Origin of the sequence: Streptomyces erythrochromogenes (genome assembly GCF_040684695.1) — a bacterium.
Taxonomy (GTDB): Bacteria; Actinomycetota; Actinomycetes; order Streptomycetales; family Streptomycetaceae; genus Streptomyces; species Streptomyces erythrochromogenes_C.
This window is the reverse complement of sequence record NZ_JBFBGM010000002.1, coordinates 622,715-648,644: the sequence shown is the minus strand read 5'-3', so window position 1 is coordinate 648,644 and position 25,930 is coordinate 622,715. Positions and strand designations below refer to the sequence as shown.

Sequence of the window (25,930 nt, the reverse complement as noted above, 5' to 3'; positions counted from 1 at the left end):
GGTCCATGCAGCCTCTCGGTGACCGCACCGTCACCCTCTTCGAGCGCCGGCACGTGGACCTGGTCCGTGTCGCGAGCGCCATCTGTCGCTGCTTCGCGTAGCCACAACTCTTCCTGCGCCTTTCCCTTTTCCGCTCCGCCCCGCCCTGCTCCGCCGTGCCGCGCCCCGCCCGGAGCCGGCCGGCGGACCGTGCTTTGGAGTACCTGTGTCTTCGTACGAGAACAAGCTGTCCCGACGTGCCTTCACCGGTGCCGTCGGAGTCACCGCGGCGGCCGCCGCCACGGGGCTGGGAGCCACCCCCGCCCAGGCCGCCGAGGGCCCGCAGGGGGGTCCCGCGGAGCGGGAGTTCCGGGCCTCCAAGGGCCGCTCGTCGCGCCGCCCGAACATCCTGTTCATCCTCGGTGACGACCTGGGCTGGGCCGACCTCTCGGCGTACGGCTCCCCCCACATCAAGACCCCGAACCTGGACCGGCTCGCCCGCCAGGGCGTCCGCTTCACCGACGCCTACTCGGGCTCCGCCACCTGCTCGCCGACCCGGTTCAGCCTCTACACCGGCCGCTACCCGGCCCGGACCAGGGGCGGGCTGGCCGAGCCGATCGCCGACAAGTCCGTCGGCCTGGAGCCCACCCACCCCACGCTGGCCTCCCTGCTGAAGGCCTCCGGGTACGCGACCGCGCTGATCGGCAAGTGGCACGCCGGCTACCTGCCCGACTACAGCCCGACGAAGTCCGGCTGGGACGAGTTCTTCGGCAACTTCGGCGGAGCCCTGGAGTACTACTCCAAGCTGGGCCTGGGCGGCGAGTACGACCTCTACGAGGGCGACGCCGAGTACAAGGACCTGCGCTACTACACGCGGATCATCACCGAGCGGGCGAGCGAGTACGTCTCCCGCGACCACCACGGCCGGCCCTGGCTGCTGAACCTGAACTTCACCACCCCGCACTGGCCGTGGATCGCCGACGGGGACACCGCGCAGAGCGCCGAGATCGTCCGGCGCATCAAGGCGGGCGACGGGCGGGCCCTGTGGCACCAGGACGGCGGCTCGGTCGAGAAGTACAAGGAGATGGTCGAGGACCTCGACCGGTCGGTCGGCGAGGTGCTGAAGGCGCTGAGGCGCTCCGGCCAGGAGGAGCACACCGTCGTGGTGTTCTCCAGCGACAACGGCGGCGAGCGCTTCTCCTACAACTGGCCGCTGTCGGGCAACAAGGCCTCCCTCCAGGAGGGCGGCATCCGCGTGCCGAACATCCTGCGCTGGCCCGCGAGGCTGGACGGCGGCCAGGTCAGCCACGTGCCGGTGTTCAGCCCGGACTGGACCGCGACCCTGCTGGAGGTGGCCGGTGCCCGCCCGCACCCGGCCTACCCGCTGGACGGCGTGAGCCTGGCCGGATACCTGCTGCGCGGCGAGAAGGCCGCCGAGCGGGACCTGTTCTGGCGGGTCCGCGGGGAGCGGGCCCTGCGCCGCGGGGACTGGAAGTACTACCGCGGCAGGACCGGCCGCGACCAGCTGTTCAACCTGGCCGGGGACATCCGCGAACAGGCCGACAGGGCCGCCGCGGAGCCCGCCCGGCTGGCGGAGCTGCGCAGGGCCTGGGAGAGCGTGGACGCGGGCCTGCTGCCCTACCCGGCGTGAACCGGGCGGCGGGGGCGGGCGGCCGTGCGCCTTCCGCCCGTCCGCCCCGCCCGCCCCGCCCGGACGGGCCGGACGGCCCGGACGGCGCTATTCGGCGTCGGACGCCGCCTCGGCGATCAGGCCCTTGCCGTCCGCGGCGGTGAGGGTCAGCCGGCGGCCCTCGATCCTGGAGGTGAGGGGGCCGCTCGCGAACAGGTCGGTCAGCTTCGCCTCGACCTCGCCCGCCGGGCCGTCGCACGCCATCCGCGTGGTGGTGAGCGGCCCGAAGGTGAGCCGGTCGCCGTCCCGGGTGACCTGGGCGCTGAAGCGGTTGCAGCCGAGGGTCCCGCTCACGGACAGGTCGGCGTCGACGGTGAACCGTGCCGAGCCGGTGGCCCCGGCGGGCAGCGAGGAGACCGTCGTACCGCTGATCAGGGACTGGACGGTCCACTCGACCGCGGTCAGGGAGGCGTCCGGGGTCGCGGGTGCCGGGGTCATGGCGATGGTGCTCCCGTCGGCGGTCTTCAGGGTGAGCCGGTCGGGCCCCCGGTCGATGGTCAGGCGCCCGGTGAGCAGCTTGGCGAAGGCCGTCTCGAACTCCATGTCCGCGCAGGCCATGGTGGTCGAGGCGCCCGGGGTCACGGTCACCGCGTCGGTGCCCGCGAAGGAGACGCCGGCCGTGAAGCCGTTGCAGCCGTAGTTGCCCTTGGCCTCCTTCTCGCCGAAGTCGATGCGGGCGGTTTCGGGGGCGTGCAGGGTGCGGCCGCCCGTGGTCAGGGACTCGACGGCCCAGCGGCCCACGGGATCGGGGAGCACCGCGCCCGCGCCCTGCTCCTCGGCGCGGCCGCAGCCGGCCGCGGTGAGCGCGAGGACGAGGGCCAGCCCCGCGGGGATGTGGACGTGCCGGAGGGTACGCATGCCCCTGGGACGGACGCGGTCCCCCGTCGGTTCCACCACGGCCGCGCCCCCGCTCAGCTCATCAGGGGGAGCAGCGCCGACAGGTCGGCCCGCTCGCCGGAGGCCCGTACCCGGGCCGCGTCGAGCGCCTCGGCCCATCCCGTACGTCCGGTCGCGAGCCGGATCCAGGTCAGCGGGTCGGTCTCGACCACGTTCGGCGGGGTGCCCCGGGTGTGCCGCGGGCCCTCGATGCACTGGACCACCGCGAAGGGCGGGATCCGTACCTCGACCGAACCGCCCGGGGCCTTCAGGGCGAGGGAGTCGGCGAGCAGCCGCGTGCAGGCGGCCAGCGCCTGCCGCTCGATCGGGATGTCCAGTCCGGCGGCCCGGTTGAGGTCGTCGGTGTGGACCACCAGCTCCACGGTCCGGGTGACCAGGAAGTCGGCCAGGGTCATGTCGCCGATCCACAGCTGGAGCACGCGCCCGCCGGGGTTCGCCGCGAGCGCCCCGGCCATGGCGCCGGCCGCCCGCTCGTACAGCTCGGGCAGCGGGGCTCCGGTGAGGGTCTCCCGGGCCGCCTCGGAGATCTTCCCGGCGAGGGAGGCGGTGGCGAAGGGCCATTCGGTCGCGGTCAGCTCGGGGACGGCGGCGGGCGGCCGGGCGAGGCCGGCGGCCAGCGAGTCCGCGATCCACGCGACGTGCGCGGCGAGGTCGGCGACGGTCCAGTCCCCGAGCCCGCTGGGACGCGCCAGCTGCTCGGGGCCCAACTCCCCGACGGCTCGTCCGACATGGGCGAACTGCGCGGTCACGGCCGCGCGGATCTTCACGGGGTCGTAGGCGCGCGGCTTCTTCCTGGCGGGCGGCATGCCCCGACCCTACTCGGGCGGTGGGAGCACGAGGCCGGTACATCCGCGCCGCGCGGCCGCGTCGGTGGCGTACGCCTTGAACAGTTCGTCGAGGCGCGCGCCGAGGACGGACCGGTAGCGGTACGGGACGGTCATGGTCAGGGTCGCCGGCCGGCCCTGGCAGGTCGCCGAAGCGTGGAGCACGTCGCGGAGGCGGCCCGCGGTGCCGGGGGCCACCGGGTCGGGGATCCGCCCGCCCGGGCTCTCGACCGCGAACGCGGCGGCGTCGTCACCGAAGTACGACCGGGTCCGGACCCACCAGGGCGAGATCCGCAGGACGGCGTCCAGGTCCAGGTGGGCGCGCTGCTCCTTGTCCAGCGTCTGATGGATGCGCCGGGTCGCATCGGGACCGACCGCGAGCAGGCAGCCCTCCTCGCGGGCGGCTCCGCCGAGGGGCACTCCGGCCGCCCGGTCGGGCAGCGTCGCACCGTCCGCGGTCCGCAGGTGGGCCGCGAACCAGCCGCAGCTGTCGGACCGGTCACCCGCTGCCGGACCGAGAGCGACGACGGGCGCCGGCAGCCGGTCGGGGAGGTCGGGCAGCTGCGCCCGGCAGCCGTACTTCGCGGCGGCACCCACGGCGGCCTGGCGGGCGAGGCGTGCCAGGACCGGGCGGTCACCGGCCTCGTCCCGGGTGCTGGGGGAGGTGGCGGTCACGATCAGGGTCGTGGTGCCGGCCTCGGCGGGCTGCTCGCAGCGGGCCACGACGGTGACGTAGTCGGGGCCGTAGTCACCGAGCCGGCCGTCGCCGAGCGGCATCCGGTCGGGAAGCCTGGTCCGGGCGGTCATGTCGCCCTGCGAGCCGAGGTCCAGGGTGGTGAAGGGCTCGTCCGGGAAGTCCTCGACGGTGTGCAGGACGCGCTCCTGGGGCAGCCCCCTGATGTCGAGGGTGAACTGGCTGACCTGCGCCTCCCGGCCGTGGCGTTCCTCCACGCGGCTCAGCACGCAGCCGTCCGGGATCCCCTCGAAGTCGACGGTGCGGGGCTCGTCGCCGCCGAGCACCACCCGGTCGGTGCCGCCGTCCAGGCGCATGACCGCGTCGGCGTCGACCAGCCCGGCGCACGCCCGGGTGATCAGCGCGCGGGAGGCCTTGGCGTTCTGGTGCGTCGTGTACGTGTCGTGCAGCGCCCAGCCGCCGAACACCACGCCGCCCACACCGGCCGTGCACAGCAGCAAATTGACCGCATTGCGCCATCGGCCCCGATCGGGCAACGGCCCGCCCCTGGAAGGCCCCAGCGGTTCGAACATCCCCGTCCCCCCACTCTTGCACCTGCGATTGTGGCGCCGACCGTACCAACAGGGACGGCGGCCCGGAACCGCCGAGCCCCCGGCCGGTGGGTCACCGGCCGGGGGCTCGTACGAAAGCGGCGGGATCAGGCCAGCAGGGCCGGGATCGTCGCCTCGTGCGCCTCGCGGAGCTCGGCCAGGGGGAGGCTGAACTCGCCCTGGATCTCGATCTCTTCGCCGTCCACCACGCCGATGCGGGCGACCGGCAGGCCGCGCGCACCGCACATGTCGGTGAAGCGGAGCTCCTCGCTGCGCGGGACGGCCACGATGGCGCGGCCCGCGGACTCGGAGAAGAGGAACGTGAAGGCGTCCAGGCCCTCGGGGACCACGACGCGCGCGCCGTTGCCGCCCTTGAGGCAGGACTCGGCCAGTGCCTGGATGACACCGCCGTCGGACAGGTCGTGCGCGGCGTCGATCATGCCGTCGCGCGACGCGGAGATCAGGATCTCGGCGAGCAGCTTCTCGCGGCCCAGGTCCACCTTCGGCGGCAGGCCGCCGAGGTGGTCGTGGACGACCTGGGACCAGGCCGAGCCGCCGAACTCGGCGGCGGTGTCGCCGAGCAGGTAGAGCAGCTGGCCGGCCTCCGCGAACGCCATCGGCGTACGGCGGTTGACGTCGTCGATCACGCCGAGCACGGCCACGACCGGGGTCGGGTGGATCGCGACGTCGCCGGTCTGGTTGTAGAGCGAGACGTTGCCGCCGGTCACCGGGGTGCCCAGCTCCAGGCAGCCGTCCGCGAGACCGCGGGTGGCCTCGGCGAACTGCCACATGACGCCCGGGTCCTCGGGGGAGCCGAAGTTCAGGCAGTCGGAGATGGCGAGGGGCTTGGCGCCGGTCGCGGCGACGTTGCGGTACGCCTCGGCCAGGGCCAGCTGCGCGCCCGTGTACGGGTCGAGCTTGGCGTAGCGGCCGTTGCCGTCGGTGGCCATGGCGACGCCGAGGTTGGACTCCTCGTCGATGCGGACCATGCCCGCGTCCTCGGGCTGCGACAGCACGGTGTTGCCCTGCACGAACCGGTCGTACTGGTCGGTGACCCAGGACTTCGAGGCCTGGTTCGGGGAGGAGACCAGGGCCAGGACCTGCGCGCGCAGCTCCTCGGAGGTCTGCGGGCGGGGCAGCTTGCCCGCGTCGTCCGCCTGGAGCGCGTCCTGCCACTCGGGGCGGGCGTAGGGGCGGTTGTAGACCGGGCCCTCGTGGGCGACGGTGCCCGGGGGCACGTCCACGATCTGCTCGCCGTGCCAGAAGATCTCCAGGCGCTCGCCGTCGGTCACCTCACCGATGACGGTGGCGATGACGTCCCACTTCTCGCAGATCTCCATGAAGCGGTCGACGTGCTGCGGCTCGACGATCGCGCACATGCGCTCCTGCGACTCGCTCATGAGGATTTCCTCGGGCGAGAGCGTCGCGTCGCGCAGCGGGACGGTGTCGAGCTCCACGCGCATGCCGCCGGAGCCGGCGGAGGCCAGCTCGGAGGTGGCGCAGGACAGGCCGGCGCCGCCGAGGTCCTGGATGCCCGCGACCAGCTTCTCCTTGAAGATCTCCAGGGTGCACTCGATGAGGAGCTTCTCCTGGAAGGGGTCGCCGACCTGGACGGCGGGGCGCTTGGTGGGCTTGGTGTCGTCGAAGGTCTCGGACGCGAGGACCGAGACGCCGCCGATGCCGTCGCCGCCGGTGCGGGCGCCGTAGAGGATGACCTTGTTGCCCGGGCCGGAGGCCTGGGCGAGGTGGATGTCCTCGTGCTTCATGACGCCGATGCAGCCGGCGTTGACCAGCGGGTTGCCCTGGTAGCAGGCGTCGAAGACGACCTCGCCGCCGATGTTGGGCAGGCCCAGGCAGTTGCCGTAGCCGCCGATGCCCGCGACGACGCCCGGCAGGACGCGCTTGGTGTCGGGGTGGTCGGCCGCGCCGAAGCGCAGCGGGTCGACGACGGCGACCGGGCGGGCGCCCATGGCGAGGATGTCGCGGACGATGCCGCCGATGCCGGTGGCCGCGCCCTGGTAGGGCTCGATGTAGCTCGGGTGGTTGTGCGACTCGACCTTGAAGGTGACCGCGTAGCCCTGGCCGACGTCGACGACGCCGGCGTTCTCACCGATGCCGACGAGCATGGCGTCGTTCTGGGGGACCTTCTCGCCGAACTGCTTCAGGTGGACCTTGCTGCTCTTGTACGAGCAGTGCTCGGACCACATGACCGAGTACATGGCGAGCTCGGCGCCGGTCGGGCGGCGGCCGAGGATCTCCCGGATCCGGGCGTACTCGTCCTCCTTGAGGCCGAGCTCCTTCCAGGGCTGGGAGGCGTCCGGGGTTTCGGTGGCGTTCTTGACGGTGTCGAGGCTCATGCGCTGACCAGCTTCTTCAGGACCGACGTGAAGAACGGGAGGCCGTCGGTGCGGCCGGTCCCGATCAGCGGCTCGACCGCGTGCTCGGGGTGCGGCATCAGGCCGACGACGTTGCCCTCGGCGTTGGTGATGCCGGCGATGTCGCGGAGCGACCCGTTCGGGTTCACGTCCAGGTACCGGAAGGCCACTCGGCCCTCGGCCTCCAGTTCGTCGAGCGTGCGCTCGTCGGCGACGTACCGGCCGTCCATGTTCTTGAGCGGTACGGAGATCTCCTGGCCGGCGGTGTAGTCGCCGGTCCACGCGGTCTCCGCGTTCTCCACCCGCAGCTTCTGGTCGCGGCAGATGAAGTGCAGGTGGTTGTTGCGGAGCATCGCCCCCGGCAGCAGGTGGGCCTCGGTGAGGACCTGGAAGCCGTTGCAGATGCCGAGGACCGGCATGCCGGCCCTGGCCTGCTCGATGATGGTCTCCATCACCGGCGAGAAGCGGGAGATGGCCCCGGCGCGCAGGTAGTCCCCGTAGGAGAAGCCGCCCGCGAGGACGACCGCGTCGACCTGGTGGAGGTCCTTGTCGCGGTGCCAGAGCGAGACCGGCTCGGCCCCCGCGAGGCGGACGGCGCGCAGCGAGTCACGGTCGTCGAGCGTTCCGGGGAACGTGACGACTCCGATGCGAGTGGTCACCGTCAGGCCTCGACCTTCACGGTGAAGTCTTCGATGACGGTGTTGGCGAGGAACGTTTCGGCCATCTTGTGGATGCGGTCGAGGGCGGCCTGGTCGACCGGACCCTCCACTTCCAGTTCGAAGCGCTTCCCCTGACGGACGTCGGCGATGCCCTCGAAGCCCAGGCGCGGCAGTGCACGCTGCACCGCCTGGCCCTGGGGGTCGAGGATCTCCGGCTTGAGCATGACGTCGACTACGACGCGTGCCACTGGCACTCCCGATGAGGTGGTTGGTGCAAGGCGGTTCCCTCAGCGTACCCGGCCGAAATTTCTACGCGGGTAGATATCTGACGGCCTTGATCACCGCGCCGTTTCGGCTTCACCAACGCTTCGCAAAATCCCCAGGAAAACCACGTACCCGGCATTGCGGCGGGACACGCGGAGAGAATTAACTGAGCTTCGCAATGCAATGGGAATCGAGGTACAAAGGAATCAACCGGGATTCCGGTCGAAAGTTGCATTGCCCCAAAACATCCGAACAGGCGACATCGCCGCACGTCATGCAGGTGGCGGCGTCGCACGAAGGGACCGATATCCGTGGCGCAGCGCGTAGTGGTCACGCTCTCCGACGACATCGACGGCGGAGAAGCGGCGGAAACGGTCATGTTCGCCCTGGACGGTAAGTCCTACGAGATCGACCTCAATGTGGCCAACGCAAAGAAACTGCGGAAGAGCCTCGCGCCCTTCGTGGCCGCCGGCCGCCGCCAGTCGCGCTCGGGGAAGACCTTCAAGCACACCTCGGTCGCACCCGACCCGGCCGTCGTCCGCGCCTGGGCCCGGTCCAACCAGCACGACGTGCCGCCGCGGGGCCGCATCCCGAAGAAGATCTACGAGGCCTACAACGCGGCCCACTGAGGGCCGATTTGCCAAGGCCCCCCATCCGTCCGCTAGTGTGTGGATCACGCCGAGGGGCGAGGCCGCAGGTCAGAGCCTCCGAGGTCGTGCGGGTGTAGTTCAGTAGCAGAACATCCCTCTTCCAGAGGGAAGGCGCAGTGTGCGATTCCTGTCACCCGCTCTGCATGACTTTCCGACCACTCCGGTGGATCGGGTAGAGTGATGCACGTACTGCCCCGGCAGTGCACTGCTTGCGGACGTAGCTCAGTTGGTAGAGCACCACCTTGCCAAGGTGGATGTCGCGCGTTCGAGTCGCGTCGTCCGCTCTGTGAGAAGAAGGCCCCGATCATTGCGATCGGGGCCTTCTTCGTATTTCCCCCGCCCCCGGACACGGGGTCCCCTGACAAATGTCATCCCCGGTCATGACAGCGCGCACTGCCGACCGTCTCCGGCCGCCGAGACGCTTGGGTCATGACTGACACCGTGATCGAAGCCCGGGACCTGCGCCGCGGCTACACCGGAGGGTTCGAGGCCGTACGGGGCGTCTCGTTCTCCGTGGCGCGGGGCGAGATCTTCGCCCTGCTGGGCACGAACGGCGCGGGCAAGACCTCCACCGTCGAGCTGCTGGAAGGACTGGCCGCGCCGAGCGGCGGGCAGGTCCGCGTCTTCGGCCTCGACCCCCTCACCCGGCGGGCCGAGGTCCGGCCGCGCACCGGTGTCATGCTCCAGGAGGGCGGCTTCCCCTCGGACCTGTCGGTCACCGAGACCGTGCGGATGTGGGGCGGCGTCACCACCGGCGCCCGCCCGGCGGCCGAGGTGCTGGAACTGGTCGGCCTGGCCGCACGGTCCTCCGTACGGGTGAAGCAGCTGTCCGGCGGCGAACGGCGGCGCCTGGACCTCGCGCTGGCCCTGCTCGGCCGGCCCGAGGTGCTCTTCCTGGACGAGCCCACCACCGGCATGGACCCCGAGGGGCGCCGGGACACCTGGGCCCTGGTGCGCGAACTGCGGGAGCAGGGCACCACGGTGCTGCTGACCACCCACTACCTGGAAGAGGCCGAGGAACTCGCGGACCGGCTCGCGATCCTCCACGAGGGCGAACTGGTGCTGTCCGGCACCCCGGCCGAGGTGACCGCCACCCGGCCGGCCCGGATCCGCTTCACCCTCCCGGCCGGGGTGCCCGCGGCCCGGCTCCCGCTGGCACTGCGGGCCGCCGCCTTCGGACAGCGCGTGGAGATCCGTACCGAACGGCTCCAGGAGGACCTGACCGAACTGCTCGGCTGGGCCCGGGAGAACGGCGTGGAGCTCGCCGGGCTCGACGCCCGGTCCGCCTCCCTGGAGGAGGCCTTCCTGGAGATCGCCCAGAACCGCCGGAACGCCGGCGACCGCACCGACGACACGATGGCGGGGACCCGATGAACACGCTCAGCCTCCACCCCGGCCGGATCACCGCGCTCGGCCGCTTCGAGCTCACCCTGCTGGTGCGCAACCGGGCCACCCTCGGCGTGGCCCTCCTGATGCCCCTGCTGATGGTGTTCGTCCTGCGCTCCTCCCTCAGCGGCGTCGAAGGCGCCCGGGCCGTCGGGGAGGCCACCCTGACCGGCGGGATCGGCATGGTGCTGCTCCTCGTCGTCTACATGAACCTGGTCTCCGCCTACGTAGCCCGGCGCGAGGAGCTCGTCCTCAAGCGGCTGCGCACCGGCGAGGCCCGGGACCTGGAGATCCTGGCCGGGACCGCGCTGCCCGCCGCCTGCCTGGCCCTCGGCCAGGTCGTCGTCCTCGCGGTCGCCGGGGCGGTCGCCCTGGACGCGCGCATGCCGCAGAACCCGCTGCTGCTCGTGGCGGCCGTCCTCGCCGGAATCCTGCTGCTCGCCGCACTCTCCGCGGTGACCAGCTCCTTCACCCGCACCGTGGAGACCGCGGGCCTCACCACGCTGCCCCTGTTCCTGGCGACCGTGCTCGGCTCCGGGCTGTTCGCGCCGACGGACTCGCTGCCGGACCTCGCGGCCTCGCTGTGCGAACTGCTGCCGCTGAGCGGCGTGATGACCCTCGTACGAGCCGGCTGGAGCGGCGGCGCGGAGAGCGGGGACCTGCTGGGCGCCGGGCTGAACGTGCTGGCCTGGATCGTGATCAGCGTGTTTGCTGTCCAGCGGTGGTTCCGCTGGGAACCGCGGCGCTAGGACGAGTCGGGGGACGGGACCGTGTCGAAGCTGACCGGGTGGTGGAAGAACCGCAGTACCGCGGGGAAGGTCGAGCTGTACACCAGGGGGTCGTTCCACCTCTTCGTGTTCCTGGAGATCCTCTCCTTCGGGCTGACCCCGCTGGCCGCCGCGGCCGCCGACCGGACCTCCTTCGTGGTGCCCCTCTCGCTCTTCCTGATGATGTGCGCGCACGCGGTCCTGTGCGGGGTGCTCACCTCCCGGGCGCTGCACTGGGTGGTGGGCCGGCGCGAACGGCCCACCCGGCTGGCGGTGGCCACCGCCCTGGTGACGGCCGGCTGCATCCTGGGCGTCCTCGTCCTGCGGACCACCGAGGGGTCCGAGGCGACCGTGGCACCGACCATGGTGGCGGGGCTGGCCTGGTTCACCTCCGGATCGCTCGTCCTGTGCCTGAAGTCGGTCCGGCGGATGTGGTACGTCGCGGCGTCCGCGGCCGTCGCCACGGGGCTTGCGGCCCTGGGCCTGGGGATGCCGGTGGGCAAGGCGCTCGGGTACGCCGTCGGCGTGCTGCTGGGAGGCCTGTTCTTCGGAGCCACCTGCGGGTTCTCGGGCTGGCTTCTGAGGACCGTCTACGAGCTGGACCGCTCCCGCGAGGTCCAGGCACGGCTGGCGGTGGCCGAGGAGCGGCTGCGCTTCGGCCGCGACCTGCACGACGTGATGGGCCGCAACCTGGCCGTGATCGCCCTCAAGAGCGAGCTGGCCGTCCAGCTGGCCCGGCGCGAACGCCCCGAGGCGGTGGACCAGATGATCGAGGTCCAGCGGATCGCCCGGGAGTCCCAGCGGGAGGTGCGGGACGTGGTGCGCGGCTACCGGGAGGCGGACCTCGCGGTGGAGCTGGAAGGTGCGCGCGGGGTGCTGAACGCGGCCGGAATGGACTGCCGGGTCGATTTCCGGCCGGACCGCGAACTGCCCTCCGAGGTGCAGTCGGCGCTGGGCTGGGTGGTCCGCGAGGCGACGACGAACGTGCTGCGGCACGGGGACGCACAGCGCTGCCGGATCCGGCTGACGGCTCCGCGCAGCGGACCCGTGACGCTGGTGGTGGAGAACGACGGCGCGCCGGAGGCCCCTGCCGGGCCGCCCGGCTCGGGACTGGCCGGGCTGCGGGAACGGCTCGCCGTACTGGAAGGGACGCTGGAGGCGGGGCTGGTCGGCGACGGCCGGTTCCGGCTGCGCGCGGAGATACCGGGCCCACGGCCCGAAGGACTGGAGGTGCGGGCGTGAGCCCCGTACGCGTACTGCTCGCCGACGACGAGCACTTGATCCGCGGGGCGCTGGCCGCGCTCCTGGCGCTGGAGGACGACCTGCTGGTCGTCGCGGAGGCGGCGTCCGGCCCCGAGGCACTGGCGATGGCGCGGGCGCACCGGCCGGACGTGGCGGTACTGGACCTGCAGATGCCCGGGGCGGACGGTGTGAGTGTCGCCACATCCCTGCGGGCCGAACTCCCCGACTGCAGGACGATGATCGTGACCAGTCACGGGCGCCCCGGACACCTGAAGCGGGCCCTGGCGGCGGGGGTGCGGGCCTTCGCCCCGAAGACGGTCTCGGCGCAGCGGCTGGCCGAGCTGATCCGCACCGTGCACGCCGGAGGCCGTTATGTGGACCCGGAGTTGGCGGCCGACGCGATCAGCGCCGGGGACTCCCCGCTGACCGCCCGGGAGGCCGAGGTACTGGAGCTGGCGGCGGACGGGGCCCCGATCGCGGAGATCGCGGAGCGGGCCTCGCTCTCGCAGGGGACCGTCCGCAACTACCTGTCCTCGGCGGCCACGAAGCTGGGTGCCGAGAACCGGCACACGGCAGTGCGTCTCGCGAGGGAGCGGGGTTGGGTATAGTAGGTCTCGCCTTACGGCGCTTGCGGACATAGCTCAGTTGGTAGAGCACCACCTTGCCAAGGTGGATGTCGCGCGTTCGAGTCGCGTTGTCCGCTCTGTAAGGAAGAAGCCCCGGTCCTCGGACCGGGGCTTCTTCGTTTCCTACACCCAGTCCAGGCCGGTCAGGCGCTCGTACGCCTCGATGTACTTCGCGCGGGTCTGCGCGACGACCTGCGTCGGGAGGGCCGGCGGCGGCAGTTCGCCCTTCGGGTCCCAGCCGGAGGCCGCGGAGGCCAGCCAGTCGCGGACGTACTGCTTGTCGAAGGAGGGCTGCGAACGGCCCGGCTGCCACTGGTCGGCCGGCCAGAAGCGGGAGGAGTCCGGGGTCAGCACCTCGTCCGCGGCGACCAGGGTGCGGTCCTCCCGGTCGAAGCCGAACTCGAACTTGGTGTCGGCCAGGATGATCCCGCGCTCGCGGGCGATGTCCCGGGCGCGGCTGTACACGGCGAGCGTGGTCTGGCGCAGCAGGGCGGCCGTCTCGGCGCCGGTGGTGCGCGCGACCTCCTCGTAGGTGACGTTCTCGTCGTGCTCGCCGACCTCGGCCTTGGCGGCCGGGGTGAAGATCGGGCCGGGCAGCTCGGAGCCGTCCACGAGGCCCTCGGGCAGGCCCAGGCCGCAGACCGTGCGGGTCTGCTTGTACTCGGCCAGGCCCGATCCGGTGAGGTAGCCGCGGGCCACGCACTCGACGGGGACCATGTCGAGGTTCTTGCAGATCAGCGTCCGCCCGGCCCAGTCGGCGGGGGCGCCGGCGGGCAGATCCGTGGAGACGACGTGGTTCGGGACGAGGTCCGCGAGCTGGTCGAACCACCACAGGGAGAGCTGGGTCAGGACGCGGCCCTTGTCCGGGATCTCGGTGGGCAGCACCCAGTCGAAGGCGGACATGCGGTCGCTGGCGACCATGACGAGGCGGCCGTCCTCGTCCTGGTAGAGGTCGCGCACCTTTCCGGTGTGGAGGTGGACGAGGCCCGGAACCTGAACCGGCTCGGGCTTTTCTACGAATCCGGACACGGGGTCTCCCTGTGGTTCTGTATGACGCGCACCCCGATTCTCGCGCACCCGGGTCCCCTTCCGGGGACAGGGGTGCGCCGGGCCGCCCGCCGCCGTGTCAGTCGTGCTTGCAGATCCGGTCGAGGAGATTGGCCGTGGCCCGCTGCACGCGCTCGTCGACGTGACCGGGGCGGTCGAGGGCCGGGGACCAGGCGAACGTGCCGGAGGCGAAGACCAGCGCCCCGCTGGGCGCCCGGTAGAGGGAGGTCTCCTGGTGGCGGCGCTGGCCCTCGCTGTCGAGGTACGGGGAGTGCGCGAGCAGGATCCGGTCCTCGTGCTCGGGGAGCTGGGTGCGCGGGAAGTACCGGTCGGCCTCGCCCGCGACCAGGCCGGGCAGTTCGTCGTTCTCGCCGGCGCCGGTGGAGTCCCACAGCCAGTGCGTGGCGTTGCGCACGATCATCGGCGCGGGGTCGGGGACCCGGCCCGCGTACTGGATGCCGAGCAGCTGCTGCTCCGGGCGGTCGACCTCGCGCCAGAGGCTGGAGCGGCCCGGTCCGCGGCGTTTTCGGCAGGTGAGGAGCCGGTCGGCGACCCCGGAGGGCGAGGGGCCGAGCTCGACCTGCCAGTACATGGTGTTCGCCGAGAGGAAGACGAGCGAGGTCCCGTGGTTGCGGGCCCGCTCGACGGTGCGGCGCATCGGCGCCGACCAGTACTCGTCGTGGCCGGGGAAGACCAGGCCGCGGTAGCGGGTGGGGTCCACGCGGCCGGCGTGCAGGTCGCGGGTGTCGGCGTAGGCGATGTCATAGCCGTAGCGCTCGGCCCAGCGGATGAAGTCGTAGGCGTGGCCGACGTGCAGGGGCAGGCCGGCGCCCGCGTAGGGCCGGTCGAAGGAGACGGTGACGGCCGCGTCCTGCTCGCCGAGGAGCCGGCCCGCCTCGTCCCAGGCGTGGTAGAGGCTGGCGCCGGTCCGGCCGTCCTCCGGGTAGAGGTTGTAGGCCTGCCAGGTGATGTCGGGGAGCAGGAGCAGCAGGTCGGCGGGGTGGTCGTCGCGGACCGTGAAGGGGATGTGGGACCGGTAGCCGTCGGCGGTGGTCAGGACGGCCACGTACGCGCCGACGCTCCAGTAGGACGGGACCTGGAGGCGCCAGGAGAGCCACCAGTGGTGGCAGGAGACGGTGCGGTCGGCGGCGAGGGGGGCGGGCTGGACGATGCCGGAGAGGCGGGGGCTGGTGGTGATCTTCGAGGCGCCGTCGCCTCCGTAGTGGCCGATCCGGTAGACGTCGACGGAGAACTGCTGGGGCGGGTCGACGGTGACGTGGAAGTCGATGGCCTCGCCCGGGGCCACGGCGCCGGTGGAGGCGAAGCCCTTGATCTGGCGGTGCACGTCGTCGGCCGTGCGGGGGCCGCCGTTGCCGCGGGCTCGGGGGATCTGGCCGGTTCCGGCGGCCGCGGCCGCCGGGTCCACGTACCAGGGGACGACGTGGCCGGTGTCGTCGAAGTAGAGCTCGCTGCCGCGGAACCAGGGCAGGGGGCCCTGCCCGAAGGGGTCGTTCACCGCGTGCGCGAGCGCACCCGACTCCCAACGCCGGATCTGGTCCGTACCCATGACCGCTCCCCTCCCTCGCTCCCCCGGCCGGCGTGCATCGCCTCGGTGAACGGCGCCCCGTGCGCCGGCGCGGCTTCTCGGATCTTCCGCTCCGGGAGCATCCAGCCGCGACCGGTCCCAGCACATCACATAACGCACGCAGTCCGTCACCGTTCGTCGCGAATTGACGAGACCGGAACATTGACATCCGCTTGTGTGTGCGATCCCCCGCCCCTCCGGGCCAGGTCGGAGGGTGTCCGGGGCTCCGGACGGGGGCGGGGTCTCAGACGAGGCGGACGGGCTTCTCCGTGCGGACACCGAGGGCCGACAGCCAGTCCCGCAGGGGCTCCGGATCGCCGTCCTCGACCAGGCAGAGCACGCGGGGGGCCAGATCGGCCCGGCGGTCGCCGCCGACCAGCAGGACCGGCCCGTCGAGCCAGTCCATCCCGGGTGCGGCACCGGCCGAGTCCACGGCCGCGCAGCACACCATCGCCATCACGTGGTCGGCCAACAGGTCCCGGCCGCTGCGCGGCGGCTGGAGGGGGAACAGCGGCACCGCGTCCGCGCCGCGCGCCTTCCCGGCCCCGCCGGCGGTGCCCGCGGCCCGCTCCTCGCGGGCCAGGTCGGCGCTGAGCCGGCCGGCCAGGGCCTCGCCGAGCCCTCCCTCGCCGGAGGCGCCCGTCAGGCAGCCCAGCACCCGCTCCAGCGTGGGTCCGGCGAAGCCGTCCACGGCCGCGGGAGCCGCGGCGGCGGCCTCGATCGTCGCGGACCCCGCCGTGGCGGAGGAGCCGGCCGCGGCGGGCGAACCGGAGGCACCGGCCGCGGCGGCGGGAGCCACGGAGGCGGCCGGAGCCACGGAGGCGGCGGGGGCGGCCGAACCGGCGCCGGCCGGGCTCACGGAGGCGACGGAAGCGGCGGGTCCGGCCGTCCCGGTCGTCCCGGCCGGTCCGGCGGGCAGTCCCACCGGGTCCGCGAGCGCGTCCAGCGCCGTGTGCAGGCGGGCGGCCTCGGCACGCCACTTCCGGTCGACGACCTCCTCCGGATACGCGGCCCACTCCACCGGGGACCAGTCCGGCCCGGATTCGGCCGGACCGCCGTGGAAGAGCCGCGCGGCCAGCAGCGAGGTCGCCTCGTCGATCACTCCGGGCTGCTCCAGCAGGTCACAGGCGGGCCGCTCGCCGAGGCGCGAGGTGAAGCCCTCGGCCAGCCGGTCCCGCCGCGACAGCTCGGTCAGCGCCGAGACCACCCCGGCGTCCAGGTGCGCGGGCCAACGGCCCATCCGCCAGGCGGGCAGGGCCACCCTGGTCAGCAGCCGGTCCCAGCCCGCGTAGGCGAGGCCGACCTGCTCCTGGGCGACGATGCGCAGCCCGTAGTCCACGTCCTGTGCGCGGTCCGAGGCGGCGGCGGCCACCCCGCGCTCCATCTCGGCCGCGTCCGTCCGGCACAGCCTCAGCAGGAGCCGGGCCGGCGCTGCGATCCAGCCGAGGCCGCGACGGCCGCCCACGTCCACGGCGGCGTCCAGGCCCCGTACGAAGCCCCGGGCGTCGGCTATGTCCGGGTGGGCGGAAGGACCCGTACCGGCGACGACCGGCGCCAGGACCGCCCGCAGCTCCGCGACCCGCATCCACCACAGGAACGGCGAACCGATCACCAGCACGGGAGCGGCACCGGGCGCGGACGCCGGGCCGCCGGCTATGCCGGCCCGGCGGTGGGCCGCATGCGTGCGGTCCTCCAGCCAGCTGTCGCAGTCCGGCGTCAGGGCTATCGCGGAGGGCGGCGGCACGTCCATCCGGTCGGCCAGGTCGCGCACCAGCCGGTAGAGATCGGGAGCGGCGGCCTCGGACAGCGGCACCGTCGGCGTGACCGCCGGGCTCGCCCGCAGCACCACCGCGGCGAAGATCCCGCCGAGGAGCAGCACCAGCGCCGCGACCGTGCACACCACGAGCGTCACGGCGGCCCAGGGCTCGCCGGCCAGCCGGCCCGTCGCCCGGGCGGCCACCAGCACCACCGCGAGGGCGGCGGGCAGCAGCACGAGGGCCAGGGCCCGGCTGCGCACGCGCAGCACGGCCAGGGCGCGGGACCGCGCGGACGGAACGCCCGCCTCCATGATCGAACCGATTCCGGACACGGCCGGTCTCACCCCCTCTGCCCTGCGGCTGCGTTGCTCACTCCCCCACTGTGACACCCGCCACCGACATCGCAAGGTCGGTGGGCCAAGTGCCGGAATGCTTGCGCCGCACCCTAGTTGGGGCACGCCCGGCCGTCAGGCAGACGAGGTGACGATCACCCGATGGAATGGCTTTGGGTAAAGCTGGGTGCGTTCGAACGAGGCCGGATGCAGTCGCACGCGGACACGCCCGCGGGCCCGGGCGCAGGATGTGCGCACCGGGCCCGCGGGTCCGTGGAGCGGCTGGTCAGCCGAGCCCGGCCGCCTTGGCGGCGATGTCCGTACGGTGCTGCGAGCCGTCCAGCCGGATCCGCGCGACCGCCGTATACGCCTTCTCGCGCGCCTGCGCCAGATCGGAACCGGTCGCCGTCACCGACAGCACGCGACCACCCGCGCTGACGACGGCGTCGCCCTCGCGCCGGGTCCCGGCGTGCAGCACGTAGGCGTCGGGGGCGTCCTCGGCGGCCACCTCGGCCAGGCCCTCGATCGGGTCCCCGGTGCGGGGGGTGTCGGGGTAGTTGTGGGAGGCGATGACGACCGTGACGGCGGCGTCCTCGCGCCACACCAGCGGCGCCTCGTCGGCCAGCGTGCCCTTGGCGGCGTTCAGCAGCACGCCCGCGAGCGGGGTGCGCAGCCGGGCCAGGACCACCTGGGTCTCGGGGTCGCCGAACCGGGCGTTGAACTCGATGACCCGGGTGCCGCGACCGGTGATCGCGAGGCCCGCGTAGAGCAGCCCCGAGAAGGGGGTGCCGCGGCGGCGCAGTTCGTCGACGGTCGGCTGGAGCACGAGCTCCATGACCTCGTCGACCAGCTTCGGGTCGGCCCAGGGCAGCGGGGAGTACGCGCCCATGCCGCCGGTGTTGGGGCCCTGGTCGCCGTCCAGCGCGCGCTTGAAGTCCTGCGCGGGCTGCAGCGGGACCACGGTGACGCCGTCGGTGATGGCGAAGAGGGAGACCTCGGGGCCGTCGAGGTACTCCTCGATGACCACGCGGTCGCAGGCGAGCGCGTGCGCGCGGGCAGCTTCCCGGTCCTCGGTGACCACGACGCCCTTGCCGGCCGCCAGACCGTCGTCCTTGACGACGTAGGGGGCGCCGAAGGCGTCGAGGGCCGCGTCCACCTCCTCCGGGGTGGTGCAGACGTAGCTGCGCGCGGTCGGGACCCCGGCCGCCGCCATCACGTCCTTGGCGAAGGCCTTGGAGCCTTCGAGCTGCGCCGCCTCGGCGGACGGGCCGAAGACGGGGATGCCGGCCGCGCGCACGGCGTCGCCGACCCCGGCGACCAGCGGGGCCTCCGGGCCGACGACGACCAGGTCGGCGCCGAGTTCGGTCGCGAGAGCGGCGACGGCTTCGCCGTCGAGGGCGTCGACCGGGCGGAGCTCGGCCACCTCGGCGATGCCGGCGTTGCCGGGAGCGCAGTACAGCGCGGAGACGTCGGGGTCGAGGGACAGAGAGCGGCACAGGGCGTGTTCGCGGGCGCCGCCGCCGATGACGAGGACCTTCACGCTGCTCAGCCTAGCCGGGACGGCGGCGGCTCCTTCGTGCGGCCACCCAACCGGGACGGCCTACTCGTTTGTGTATTCCTCCACAACGGTGGCTCCCAGCTCGCGCACGATCAGGTCGTGTCCGGTCAGCGCGCTCTCGACGAGGTCGGGGTCGTCGTCCTCCGCGAAGTCGTCCTCGGGAGCGACCGGCGGGGGCGCCTGCTGTACGGGGGGCTGCGGCGCGGAGACCGACTGCTGGGGCTGCTGCGGCTGCTGTGGCTGGTGGGAGGGCTGCTGCGGCGAGGGCGGGGCCTGCGGGGCGGGGGCCTGCTGCTGCGGGGGCGGCGGGCTGTAGGCCGGGGCGGGCGCGGACGGCGCGCCGCCGTACGACGGGCCGCCGTAGGACGCGCCGGGCGCGGACACCGGGGCCGGGCCACCGCCGCCCACGACGGCTTCGATCTTCCAGTTGACCTGGAACTGCTCGGCCAGGACCGCCTTGAGCACGTCCTCGCTGCCGCTGCTGGCGAAGTTGTCGCGGGCTCCGGCATTGGGGAAGCCCAGCTGGAGGGTGGTCCCGTCGAAGCCGGTGACCTGGGCGTTCTGGCTGAGCAGGATCCAGGTGAAACGACGGCGGTTCTTGACGGCGTCGAGGACGCCCGGCCACATCGCCTGGACCTGTCCGGCTCCGGCGGCCATGCCGGGGGAGGTGGCGGGTGCGGCGGCCGCCGCGGCGGGGGCGGCGGGCGCCGGCGTGGCCGGAACGTGCGCGGGTGCGGGCGCGCCCTGACCGGGAGCGGCCGCGCTGGGCCAGGCACCGGGCGCGGGAGCCGCGGCGGCGGGCCGGGCGGCCGGGGCACCGCTGCCGGGCTGCGCGGCACCGGGCCACGCCCCGGGCGCGGGCGCGGCCTGGACGGGCGCCGCTTCCGGCTGCGCGGGAGCGGGAGCCTGGACGGGCGCGGGAGCCTGAACGGGCGCGGCGACGGGCGGCGCGGCGACCGGCGCGGGAGCCTGCACGGGGGCCTGGGCCGGGGCCTGTGTGAACGCGGCGGCGGCCCGCGCGGCGGCGGGCCCCCCGCCCGGACCGGCGGGAGCCATGGCGTGCGCCTCGGGCCCGGGCACGTAGCCCATGGCGGGCGGCCCGGCGGCGAAGGCGGCGGCGCCGCTGCGTTCCAGGCGGTCCAGACGGGCCTGGAAGGACCGCTCGTCGTCGAAGGCGGCGGGGAGCAGCACGCGGGCGCAGATCAGCTCCAGCTGCAGCCGCGGCGAGGTCGCGCCCCGCATCTCGGTGAGACCGGCGTTGACCAGGTCGGCCGCGCGAGAGAGCTCGGCGGCACCGAACACGGACGCCTGGGCCTGCATCCGCTCCACGACATCGGCGGGGGCGTCGATCAGCCCCTTCTCCCCCGCGTCGGGCACGGCGGCGAGGATGACCAGGTCGCGCAGCCGCTCCAGCAGGTCGGCGACGAACCGGCGCGGGTCGTTCCCGCCCTCGACGACCCGGTCGACGACCTCGAAGGCGGCCGCGCCGTCCCCGGAGGCGAAGGCGTCGACGACGGAGTCGAGGAGCGAGCCCTCGGTGTACCCGAGCAGCGAGGTGGCCATGGCATACGTCACACCCTCCTCGCCGGCGCCGGCGAGGAGCTGGTCCATGACGGACATCGAGTCACGCACGGAGCCGGCGCCGGCGCGCACGACGAGCGGCAGTACGCCGTCCTCCACCTGCGCGCCCTCGCGTCCGCAGACCTCGCCCAGGTACTCCCGCAGGGTCCCCGGCGGGACCAGGCGGAAGGGGTAGTGGTGCGTCCGGGACCGGATGGTCCCGATGACCTTCTCCGGCTCGGTGGTGGCGAAGATGAACTTGAGGTGCTCCGGCGGCTCCTCGACCACCTTCAGCAGGGCGTTGAAGCCCGCCGAGGTGACCATGTGGGCCTCGTCGATGATGTAGATCTTGTAGCGGCTGGAGGCGGGGCCGAAGAAGGCCTTCTCGCGCAGGTCGCGGGCGTCGTCCACACCACCGTGCGAAGCGGCGTCGATCTCGATGACGTCGATGGAGCCCGGCCCGTTCCTGGCGAGGTCGCGGCAGGACTGGCACTCCCCGCAGGGGGTCGGAGTGGGACCCTGCTCACAGTTCAGGCACCGGGCGAGGATGCGCGCGCTGGTGGTCTTTCCACACCCGCGCGGCCCGCTGAACAGGTACGCGTGATTGACCCGGTTGTTCCGCAGGGCCTGCATCAGGGGTGCAGTGACATGCTCCTGACCGATGACCTCGGCGAACGACTCGGGGCGGTAGCGGCGGTACAGCGCAAGGGACGACACGTCTACGAGGTTATCCGGGCCCACCGACAACAGCGGCCCGCCGGCGCCACGAAGGCCCCCGGAACGCAAAGCGCCCCCCACGCACCCGCCAGAGCCCACTTACCCTTGCTGCCTTCCGGCCCTGGGGGAGTTGGGTGAGATAGCGCCACGTGAGGGGCTGGCCCCACCCTAGCGGATCCGGGCCCCCGGAATCGACCCCGCCCCCGCCCGCACCCGCGAGCCGCCCCCGCCGGATCCCCGCCGGACGATCACGTTCGCGAGCACCCCTCCACGTCTTGTATTGTTTGCCGCGGAGGATTCGCCTAGAGGCCTAGGGCGCACGCTTGGAAAGCGTGTTGGGGGCAACCCCTCACGAGTTCGAATCTCGTATCCTCCGCACTCGCCCGCAAGGGCAACGAAGGGTCCGACCGCTCAGCGGTCGGACCCTTCGTCGTTCCGTGGCCCCAGCCCCCGTCCCGGCGGCGTTCTGCGGGTGCCCGCCAAGGCGAACGAGGCACCCGCCCGCTGAGCGGTCGGGTGCCTCGTCGATTCCTCGGTCGCCCGCAGGAAGGGCCCTCGAACCGCTTCCGGCTTCACGCGACAGGGACGGAAAGGTCAGACGCCTTCCGCCCGTGCTCGCAGCTCCGTCAGGCCCACCGGCCCCTCGGTGTCACTCAGCGATCGGCCCGTCAGCTCCACGAGGGCCTGGCACGGCGACAATCCCCGGTCGAAGGCGGAGCGCAGGCGGTCCAGCCAAGCGAGAGCGGTCCGGTACCTCTCGTCGTCGTCGAGATCGAGAGGCTCGAAGCTCGCCGCGGGCTCGGTCTCGGAGGCCCAGAGATATCCGAGCACACCGCGGTCGTCGGTCACCGGCACGTACCGGACCTCGCCCGGCACCGAACGTCGGTATCCGATGTGCCCGAAGCCGGGGGCGTGCGTAAACACGTCGTACCGCCGGGAGACCTCGTACCGGGACCAGGAGTCGGACGGAGTTCCGTCTTGTTCGAGATGGGGAACCACACCCGTCTGCGTCGGCGTGCCGAAGTAGGTGGGGTCCTCGGGGTCCATGTCGGATCCCAGCACCTCGGTGAGCTCCGCGAGCACGGACTCCAAACGAGGCGCGTTCGCCTCGTAGACGGCAGCTTGGTCACGGCCTCGGAGGTCGTACCGCATCCAGGCATCGGAGTATGTGATCAAATCCACTGTGGCGAAGCCGGGGTCCACGAAGACGGTGAGGTCGAACACTCCTTCCGTCCGGGTCTCCTCCGCACCGGTGGACAGCGAGGCGGCCACGGTGCACCGGGCATCCACCGATCCGATGCGACCGGGGCGCATGGCGGCCCTGATCGCGCCTGCCAGCTCCTCAGCGGATCCGGTAGCCGTGAGGTCGCTCTCGAACAGCATGCCGGCCGGCGTGCCGGCCTCGGAGACGGCGAGACGGAAGGTCGGCTCGCCCAGCGCGAGCCGGTGCGATGCCAGCACGGACCGGGCCGCCATCAGGTCCCCGAGGCACCGGACCAGAGGGTCCACATCCTCGATGAAGTCGCCCCACGTCCATCGGGCCACTGGCGTACTGGCGATCACGGTGCCACCTCCGGCATGAATTTACCGTCCACAGGGACGAAGATGACTCCGTCCGGCGTGCGGATGACGAACTGCACGCCCTTCGTGTCGTACTTCTCCTGAAGGCGAGCGAGCTGTGTCTCCATTTCGGCCCTCGGGATCTTTGAGTCGATCACGAAGGTCTGCACGTCCGCGTTCGAGTCCAGGAGCTGATGAATGCTCTTGAAGATGCGCTGGACGGACTTCGCCGCGATGGGCGACGAGTCCGGTCCCGTCATGTCCTTGAACTGCCAGCCGTGAACCCTGCCGTCCGCGTCCCTGGCCATCACATCGAGATCGGTCTTTTCGCCTGTGAAGACACCCGGCCTGATCTCGTTGCCGCCCTGCTTCACCTCGAAGGAGACGTCGGTGACACCACTGTCATGCAGTCGGTTGCCCAGACGCATGGCCTCCAGGCTGCCCGGGATCTCGGAGGGCCGGACGAGGTTGGACACCACGGTCTTGAAGCCGTCGGCGTCCGTGAAACGGCCCGAGGCGATGGTGTCGGCCATCTCCTTGCCGAAGGGGGACTCCGACAAGGTCTTCAGGACCGGTTCGATGTCCGGATGCTTGACCTTGACGGCGCGTATCTGATCCCGAACCTGCTGCTCCAGTTCGCTGCCCCGCTGGAGCGGACCCGTTCCGTCAGCGGACCGCTCCCAGGCGGCAGGACCGTTCGGTCCATCGGCGCCGGTGAGCCCACCGCTTCCCCGACCGTCGCCCGGAAGGGTGTCACTGTGGCTGCCGGCCGCAGGCGGGGGCTCGTGGCTGCCGCCACCTGTCGACGGAGACTCGTGGCCGCCGCCCGGACCGTCCCCGTGGCCGTGGCCGCCGCCGCCCGGACCGTCCGTGTGGCCCGCCGTGGACGGGGGCTCCTGGTGGCCTCCCGTCCCCGGGGAGTGGCTGTCGGTGCTGTTGCGCGGCATGCCGTCGGGGGCGCGGCCGCCCGGGGCATGGTCGCCCGCGCGGCCCGTGGGGGTGTTGTCGAGGCCGTGGGCGCCGTTGTCCATCGCGCGGACCGGGTCGGAGATGTCGCTGCCGACACGGACGACGTCGTCGACGCGGCCGCCGACTCCCGCCAGGACCGGCGTCTCACGGCGGACCGGGACCTCCGTCCTCGGGGTGTTCGCGCCAGTGTCGATCTTCGGGGACGGCTCGGGCCTGGCTTCGCCGGCCTTCTGGTAGAGACTGCCGTCCTCCTTGTAGAGGTTGCCGGCCGGGTCGGCGTACTTGGCGGGGCCGTCGAAGGGCCACTTGACCGTGCCCGGGGGCAGGGACGCAGTGCCTTCGGGGAGCTTGATGGTGTCGTCGGAGACTTTGAGCGCCCCCTCCGGTGTCGGAGTGCCCTTGGGGAGCCGAATCGTTCCGTCAGGCAGTTCCACGGCGCCGTCGGGCAGACTGAACGCCCCTTCGTCGATCTTGGGAACTTCGACCTTCCCCATGTTCTTCAGACCGGCCATCACGTCGCCGATCTTCGAGACTCCGGCTCCGGCACCCTTGAACACGTACGTCATCGGATCGATCGCACGACCCGCCTTGCCCGCCAGCGACAGCGTCTTCGCCGCAAGGCCCGCCTTACCCGCGCCCGCCGCCGCACCACCGGTGCCACCGGTGAATACCGTCGTCACCACGTTGAACGTGACCGCTCCCGCCGCGCGGGAAGGGTTCGAACCCCACTGATCCCACGCGAGGAGCGCCTTGCCGGTCTCCTTCATGGCCGTCCGCGAATCACGGATCCACGGCGGCAGGTCCTTGTCGTCCGCGAGCCAGAACACCGCCGCGGCCGGTGTCGCGGTGATGATCACCCCCGTCGCGAGCTTCCCCAGACCGGTCCACGCCTGTCCCGCCGCGTCCCAGCCGTCGAACCCGACCAGCGTCCCAAGACCCTTGATCGTGCCCCACACGCCGTCCACGAAGACGCCCTTGCCGAAGTCATAGAGGTGCTCCCACACCTGCCACGCCGGAACCGACTCCTCCACCGCGTCACCCCACGGCAAGGACTTCGACTGCTTGAGGGCCTCGGCGTCGTAGCCGTACATGCCCTCACCGTTGGAGCCGTCGTTCACCTTCAGCGGCGCGCCGCACACCAAGGCCACAATCTTGTCGTGGGCATGCCGCTCCGCCGTCTGGAACTGCGCCCACACCTCTGCGATCTCGTTCCGGCGGGCGAGGTTCTCGTCGATGAGATCCTCGTCTTCGATCCAGTCCTCGTCGCGGGAGACCTTGGACTGGAACGACGCCGCCTCCGCCTTCAATTCCTCCAGCTTCTTCACCAGGGGCCGGATCTCCTGCGCATACGTGCCGAGGGCCCCCGCGATGGTGCACATGTCGCTGCTGAACGACAGCGTGATGTCCACAACCGGCTTCGTCACCGCGAACAACTGCTCGGCCTCGGGAGCCTGGTAGTACGCCGACATCCCGCCGAACGTCGTGTGGACCGACGAGCCCGCGTTCGCAAGCGCACCCCCGTCCGCCGACAGTGCCTTCACCTTCTCGTCCAACACCGAAAGCTGACCCGTGAACACGGGCACATTGGCGGCGTCTACCGGTGCGTTGCTCACTTCGCGCCTCCCGCTGCGTCCTTCAGCTGATCGAGGCGCACGCTTCTCGCCGCGTCCTGGGCCTGCTTGGCGGCTTCCAGGTCACCTTGGATGTACGCGTTCGTCGCCTTGCCCGCGCCCAGGATCGCGGCCTGGATGCGCTCCACCACGGACTTGAGGTCCGTCTGCCGCTTCTCCAGGTACTGGCTGAGCGCAGCGCCCACCGGCCCCGTGCTGCCCCGGTGCGACAAGGGCACCTGTCCGGTGGCCACCGGCCCCTGCATGGCGGGTGACGGCACCTTGGCCGCCGAACCCGGGACCGCCGTACCCGCGGCGTACGCGGCCTCCGCCATGTCCGACATCAGCTTGTTCAGTGCGTGCTCCAGATCACCTGCCCGCTCACCGGTGAGCTTGAGCTGGCTCTGCACACCTTGCGGCTTGATGTCCCACGACGTCATGGCTCCCCCGAAGCTCCGACATACGCACCTCCTGCGAGGCACGCTTCCGACCCAGTTCCCTGGCGTGGCGGCCGTTCGCCATGGGGCCGACCAGGCCCGCCGGACCCTGTGCCCCTACGACGACGTCACTCTCCCCGACACTCGAACGATCG

21 protein-coding genes, 4 tRNA genes and 1 other RNA gene are annotated in these 25,930 nt (G+C 72.4%); 11 read left to right on the top strand and 15 right to left on the bottom strand.

Annotated elements, in window-relative coordinates; genetic code table 11:
- Window positions 1-5: 5 nt before the first annotated feature.
- Both AB0O53_RS07060 and AB0O53_RS07055 read left to right on the top strand, forming a co-directional pair.
- On the top strand, window positions 6-101 hold the full coding sequence (locus AB0O53_RS07060; RefSeq protein ID WP_351001079.1) for a putative leader peptide: 96 nt from the start codon (window positions 6-8) through the stop codon (window positions 99-101).
- 104 nt (window positions 102-205) lie between these two features.
- Window positions 206-1,630: a sulfatase-like hydrolase/transferase gene (locus AB0O53_RS07055; protein WP_351001076.1), complete on the top strand. Its 1,425-nt coding sequence runs from the start codon at window positions 206-208 to the stop codon at window positions 1,628-1,630.
- 87 nt (window positions 1,631-1,717) lie between these two features.
- Here the strand turns inward: AB0O53_RS07055 and AB0O53_RS07050 are convergent, their stop codons facing one another.
- From AB0O53_RS07050 to purS, 6 genes are all read right to left on the bottom strand, one after another.
- Entirely contained in the window at window positions 1,718-2,527 is an 810-nt protein-coding gene (locus AB0O53_RS07050; RefSeq protein WP_351001073.1) for an META domain-containing protein, read from the bottom strand.
- Between the two features lie 53 nt (window positions 2,528-2,580).
- A complete protein-coding gene (locus AB0O53_RS07045) occupies window positions 2,581-3,372 on the bottom strand; it encodes a maleylpyruvate isomerase family mycothiol-dependent enzyme (protein WP_351001070.1) in 792 nt (263 codons plus the stop codon).
- Window positions 3,373-3,381: 9 nt separating this feature from the next.
- A complete protein-coding gene (locus tag AB0O53_RS07040; RefSeq protein ID WP_365193632.1) occupies window positions 3,382-4,584 on the bottom strand; it encodes a hypothetical protein in 1,203 nt (400 codons plus the stop codon).
- A gap of 197 nt (window positions 4,585-4,781) precedes the next feature.
- On the bottom strand, window positions 4,782-7,031 hold the full coding sequence (gene purL, locus AB0O53_RS07035; protein WP_365193630.1) for a phosphoribosylformylglycinamidine synthase subunit PurL: 2,250 nt from the start codon (window positions 7,029-7,031) through the stop codon (window positions 4,782-4,784).
- Entirely contained in the window at window positions 7,028-7,708 is a 681-nt protein-coding gene (purQ, locus tag AB0O53_RS07030; protein ID WP_031156354.1) for a phosphoribosylformylglycinamidine synthase subunit PurQ, read from the bottom strand. Before purQ ends, purL begins: the two co-directional genes overlap by 4 nt.
- 2 nt (window positions 7,709-7,710) lie before the next feature.
- Window positions 7,711-7,962, bottom strand: coding sequence for a phosphoribosylformylglycinamidine synthase subunit PurS (gene purS / locus AB0O53_RS07025; protein WP_008740952.1), 252 nt, complete (start codon window positions 7,960-7,962; stop codon window positions 7,711-7,713).
- 321 nt (window positions 7,963-8,283) lie between these two features.
- Here purS and AB0O53_RS07020 point away from each other — a divergent pair, with 321 nt between their 5' ends.
- The 8 genes from AB0O53_RS07020 to AB0O53_RS06985 all read left to right on the top strand — a co-directional run bounded on the left by AB0O53_RS07020 (window position 8,284) and on the right by AB0O53_RS06985 (window position 12,720).
- Window positions 8,284-8,601, top strand: coding sequence for a histone-like nucleoid-structuring protein Lsr2 (locus AB0O53_RS07020; protein WP_183066294.1), 318 nt, complete (start codon window positions 8,284-8,286; stop codon window positions 8,599-8,601).
- 88 nt (window positions 8,602-8,689) lie between these two features.
- Window positions 8,690-8,761: transfer RNA gene (locus tag AB0O53_RS07015), tRNA-Gly, on the top strand.
- Between the two features lie 72 nt (window positions 8,762-8,833).
- Window positions 8,834-8,906, top strand: a tRNA-Gly gene (locus tag AB0O53_RS07010).
- A gap of 145 nt (window positions 8,907-9,051) precedes the next feature.
- Window positions 9,052-9,996, top strand: coding sequence for an ABC transporter ATP-binding protein (locus AB0O53_RS07005; RefSeq protein ID WP_365193628.1), 945 nt, complete (start codon window positions 9,052-9,054; stop codon window positions 9,994-9,996).
- Window positions 9,993-10,757 carry an ABC transporter permease gene (locus AB0O53_RS07000; protein ID WP_351001056.1) on the top strand — a complete coding sequence of 255 codons (765 nt, stop codon included), beginning with the start codon at window positions 9,993-9,995 and terminating at the stop codon, window positions 10,755-10,757. Before AB0O53_RS07005 ends, AB0O53_RS07000 begins: the two co-directional genes overlap by 4 nt.
- Window positions 10,758-10,778: 21 nt before the next feature.
- On the top strand, window positions 10,779-12,017 hold the full coding sequence (locus tag AB0O53_RS06995) for a sensor histidine kinase (protein ID WP_351001053.1): 1,239 nt from the start codon (window positions 10,779-10,781) through the stop codon (window positions 12,015-12,017).
- A complete protein-coding gene (locus AB0O53_RS06990) occupies window positions 12,014-12,625 on the top strand; it encodes a response regulator (RefSeq protein WP_351001050.1) in 612 nt (203 codons plus the stop codon). The genes AB0O53_RS06995 and AB0O53_RS06990 overlap by 4 nt, the downstream gene beginning before the upstream one ends.
- Before the next feature lie 22 nt (window positions 12,626-12,647).
- Window positions 12,648-12,720, top strand: a tRNA-Gly gene (locus tag AB0O53_RS06985).
- 46 nt (window positions 12,721-12,766) lie between these two features.
- On the opposite strand, the gene AB0O53_RS06980 is transcribed toward AB0O53_RS06985, so the two are convergent.
- The 6 genes from AB0O53_RS06980 to ffs form a co-directional block, all read right to left on the bottom strand.
- On the bottom strand, window positions 12,767-13,672 hold the full coding sequence (locus AB0O53_RS06980; protein WP_351001048.1) for a phosphoribosylaminoimidazolesuccinocarboxamide synthase: 906 nt from the start codon (window positions 13,670-13,672) through the stop codon (window positions 12,767-12,769).
- Window positions 13,673-13,769: 97 nt separating this feature from the next.
- Entirely contained in the window at window positions 13,770-15,257 is a 1,488-nt protein-coding gene (locus tag AB0O53_RS06975; RefSeq protein WP_351001045.1) for a N,N-dimethylformamidase beta subunit family domain-containing protein, read from the bottom strand.
- Between the two features lie 262 nt (window positions 15,258-15,519).
- Window positions 15,520-17,364, bottom strand: coding sequence for a M48 family metalloprotease (locus tag AB0O53_RS06970; RefSeq protein ID WP_351001042.1), 1,845 nt, complete (start codon window positions 17,362-17,364; stop codon window positions 15,520-15,522).
- Window positions 17,365-17,650: 286 nt separating this feature from the next.
- A complete protein-coding gene (gene purD / locus AB0O53_RS06965) occupies window positions 17,651-18,904 on the bottom strand; it encodes a phosphoribosylamine--glycine ligase (protein WP_351001040.1) in 1,254 nt (417 codons plus the stop codon).
- A gap of 60 nt (window positions 18,905-18,964) precedes the next feature.
- Window positions 18,965-21,199, bottom strand: a complete 2,235-nt coding sequence (locus tag AB0O53_RS06960) for a DNA polymerase III subunit gamma and tau (RefSeq protein ID WP_365193623.1) — start codon at window positions 21,197-21,199, stop codon at window positions 18,965-18,967.
- Window positions 21,200-21,262: 63 nt separating this feature from the next.
- Window positions 21,263-21,361, bottom strand: an RNA gene (ffs, locus tag AB0O53_RS06955) — signal recognition particle sRNA small type.
- A gap of 129 nt (window positions 21,362-21,490) precedes the next feature.
- On the opposite strand from ffs, the gene AB0O53_RS06950 reads away from it, so the two are divergent.
- Window positions 21,491-21,575: transfer RNA gene (locus tag AB0O53_RS06950), tRNA-Ser, on the top strand.
- Between the two features lie 218 nt (window positions 21,576-21,793).
- Here the strand turns inward: AB0O53_RS06950 and AB0O53_RS06945 are convergent.
- Genes AB0O53_RS06945 through AB0O53_RS06935 form a run of 3 tightly spaced genes read right to left on the bottom strand, consistent with a single transcriptional unit; the run spans window position 21,794 to window position 25,778 of the window.
- Window positions 21,794-22,762: a hypothetical protein gene (locus AB0O53_RS06945; protein ID WP_365193620.1), complete on the bottom strand. Its 969-nt coding sequence runs from the start codon at window positions 22,760-22,762 to the stop codon at window positions 21,794-21,796.
- Window positions 22,759-25,341 carry a hypothetical protein gene (locus AB0O53_RS06940; protein WP_365193618.1) on the bottom strand — a complete coding sequence of 861 codons (2,583 nt, stop codon included), beginning with the start codon at window positions 25,339-25,341 and terminating at the stop codon, window positions 22,759-22,761. The genes AB0O53_RS06945 and AB0O53_RS06940 overlap by 4 nt, the downstream gene beginning before the upstream one ends.
- The gene (locus AB0O53_RS06935; RefSeq protein ID WP_351001030.1) at window positions 25,338-25,778 is read right to left on the bottom strand and encodes a DUF6507 family protein; all 441 of its coding nucleotides are present in this window, start codon (window positions 25,776-25,778) and stop codon (window positions 25,338-25,340) included. The genes AB0O53_RS06940 and AB0O53_RS06935 overlap by 4 nt, the downstream gene beginning before the upstream one ends.
- Between the last annotated feature and the right edge of the window lie 152 nt (window positions 25,779-25,930).

What these genes read in the sequence shown, in the direction of transcription:
- AB0O53_RS07050 (WP_351001073.1), bottom strand. Translation starts at nt 2,527, where the DNA reads ATGCGTACCCTCCGGCACGTCCACATCCCCGCGGGGCTGGCCCTCGTC.
- AB0O53_RS07000 (WP_351001056.1), top strand. Translation starts at nt 9,993, where the DNA reads ATGAACACGCTCAGCCTCCACCCCGGCCGGATCACCGCGCTCGGCCGC.
- AB0O53_RS07060 (WP_351001079.1), top strand. Translation starts at nt 6, where the DNA reads ATGCAGCCTCTCGGTGACCGCACCGTCACCCTCTTCGAGCGCCGGCAC.
- AB0O53_RS06935 (WP_351001030.1), bottom strand. Translation starts at nt 25,778, where the DNA reads ATGACGTCGTGGGACATCAAGCCGCAAGGTGTGCAGAGCCAGCTCAAG.
- purL (WP_365193630.1), bottom strand. Translation starts at nt 7,031, where the DNA reads ATGAGCCTCGACACCGTCAAGAACGCCACCGAAACCCCGGACGCCTCC.
- AB0O53_RS07005 (WP_365193628.1), top strand. Translation starts at nt 9,052, where the DNA reads ATGACTGACACCGTGATCGAAGCCCGGGACCTGCGCCGCGGCTACACC.
- AB0O53_RS06975 (WP_351001045.1), bottom strand. Translation starts at nt 15,257, where the DNA reads ATGGGTACGGACCAGATCCGGCGTTGGGAGTCGGGTGCGCTCGCGCAC.
- AB0O53_RS07045 (WP_351001070.1), bottom strand. Translation starts at nt 3,372, where the DNA reads ATGCCGCCCGCCAGGAAGAAGCCGCGCGCCTACGACCCCGTGAAGATC.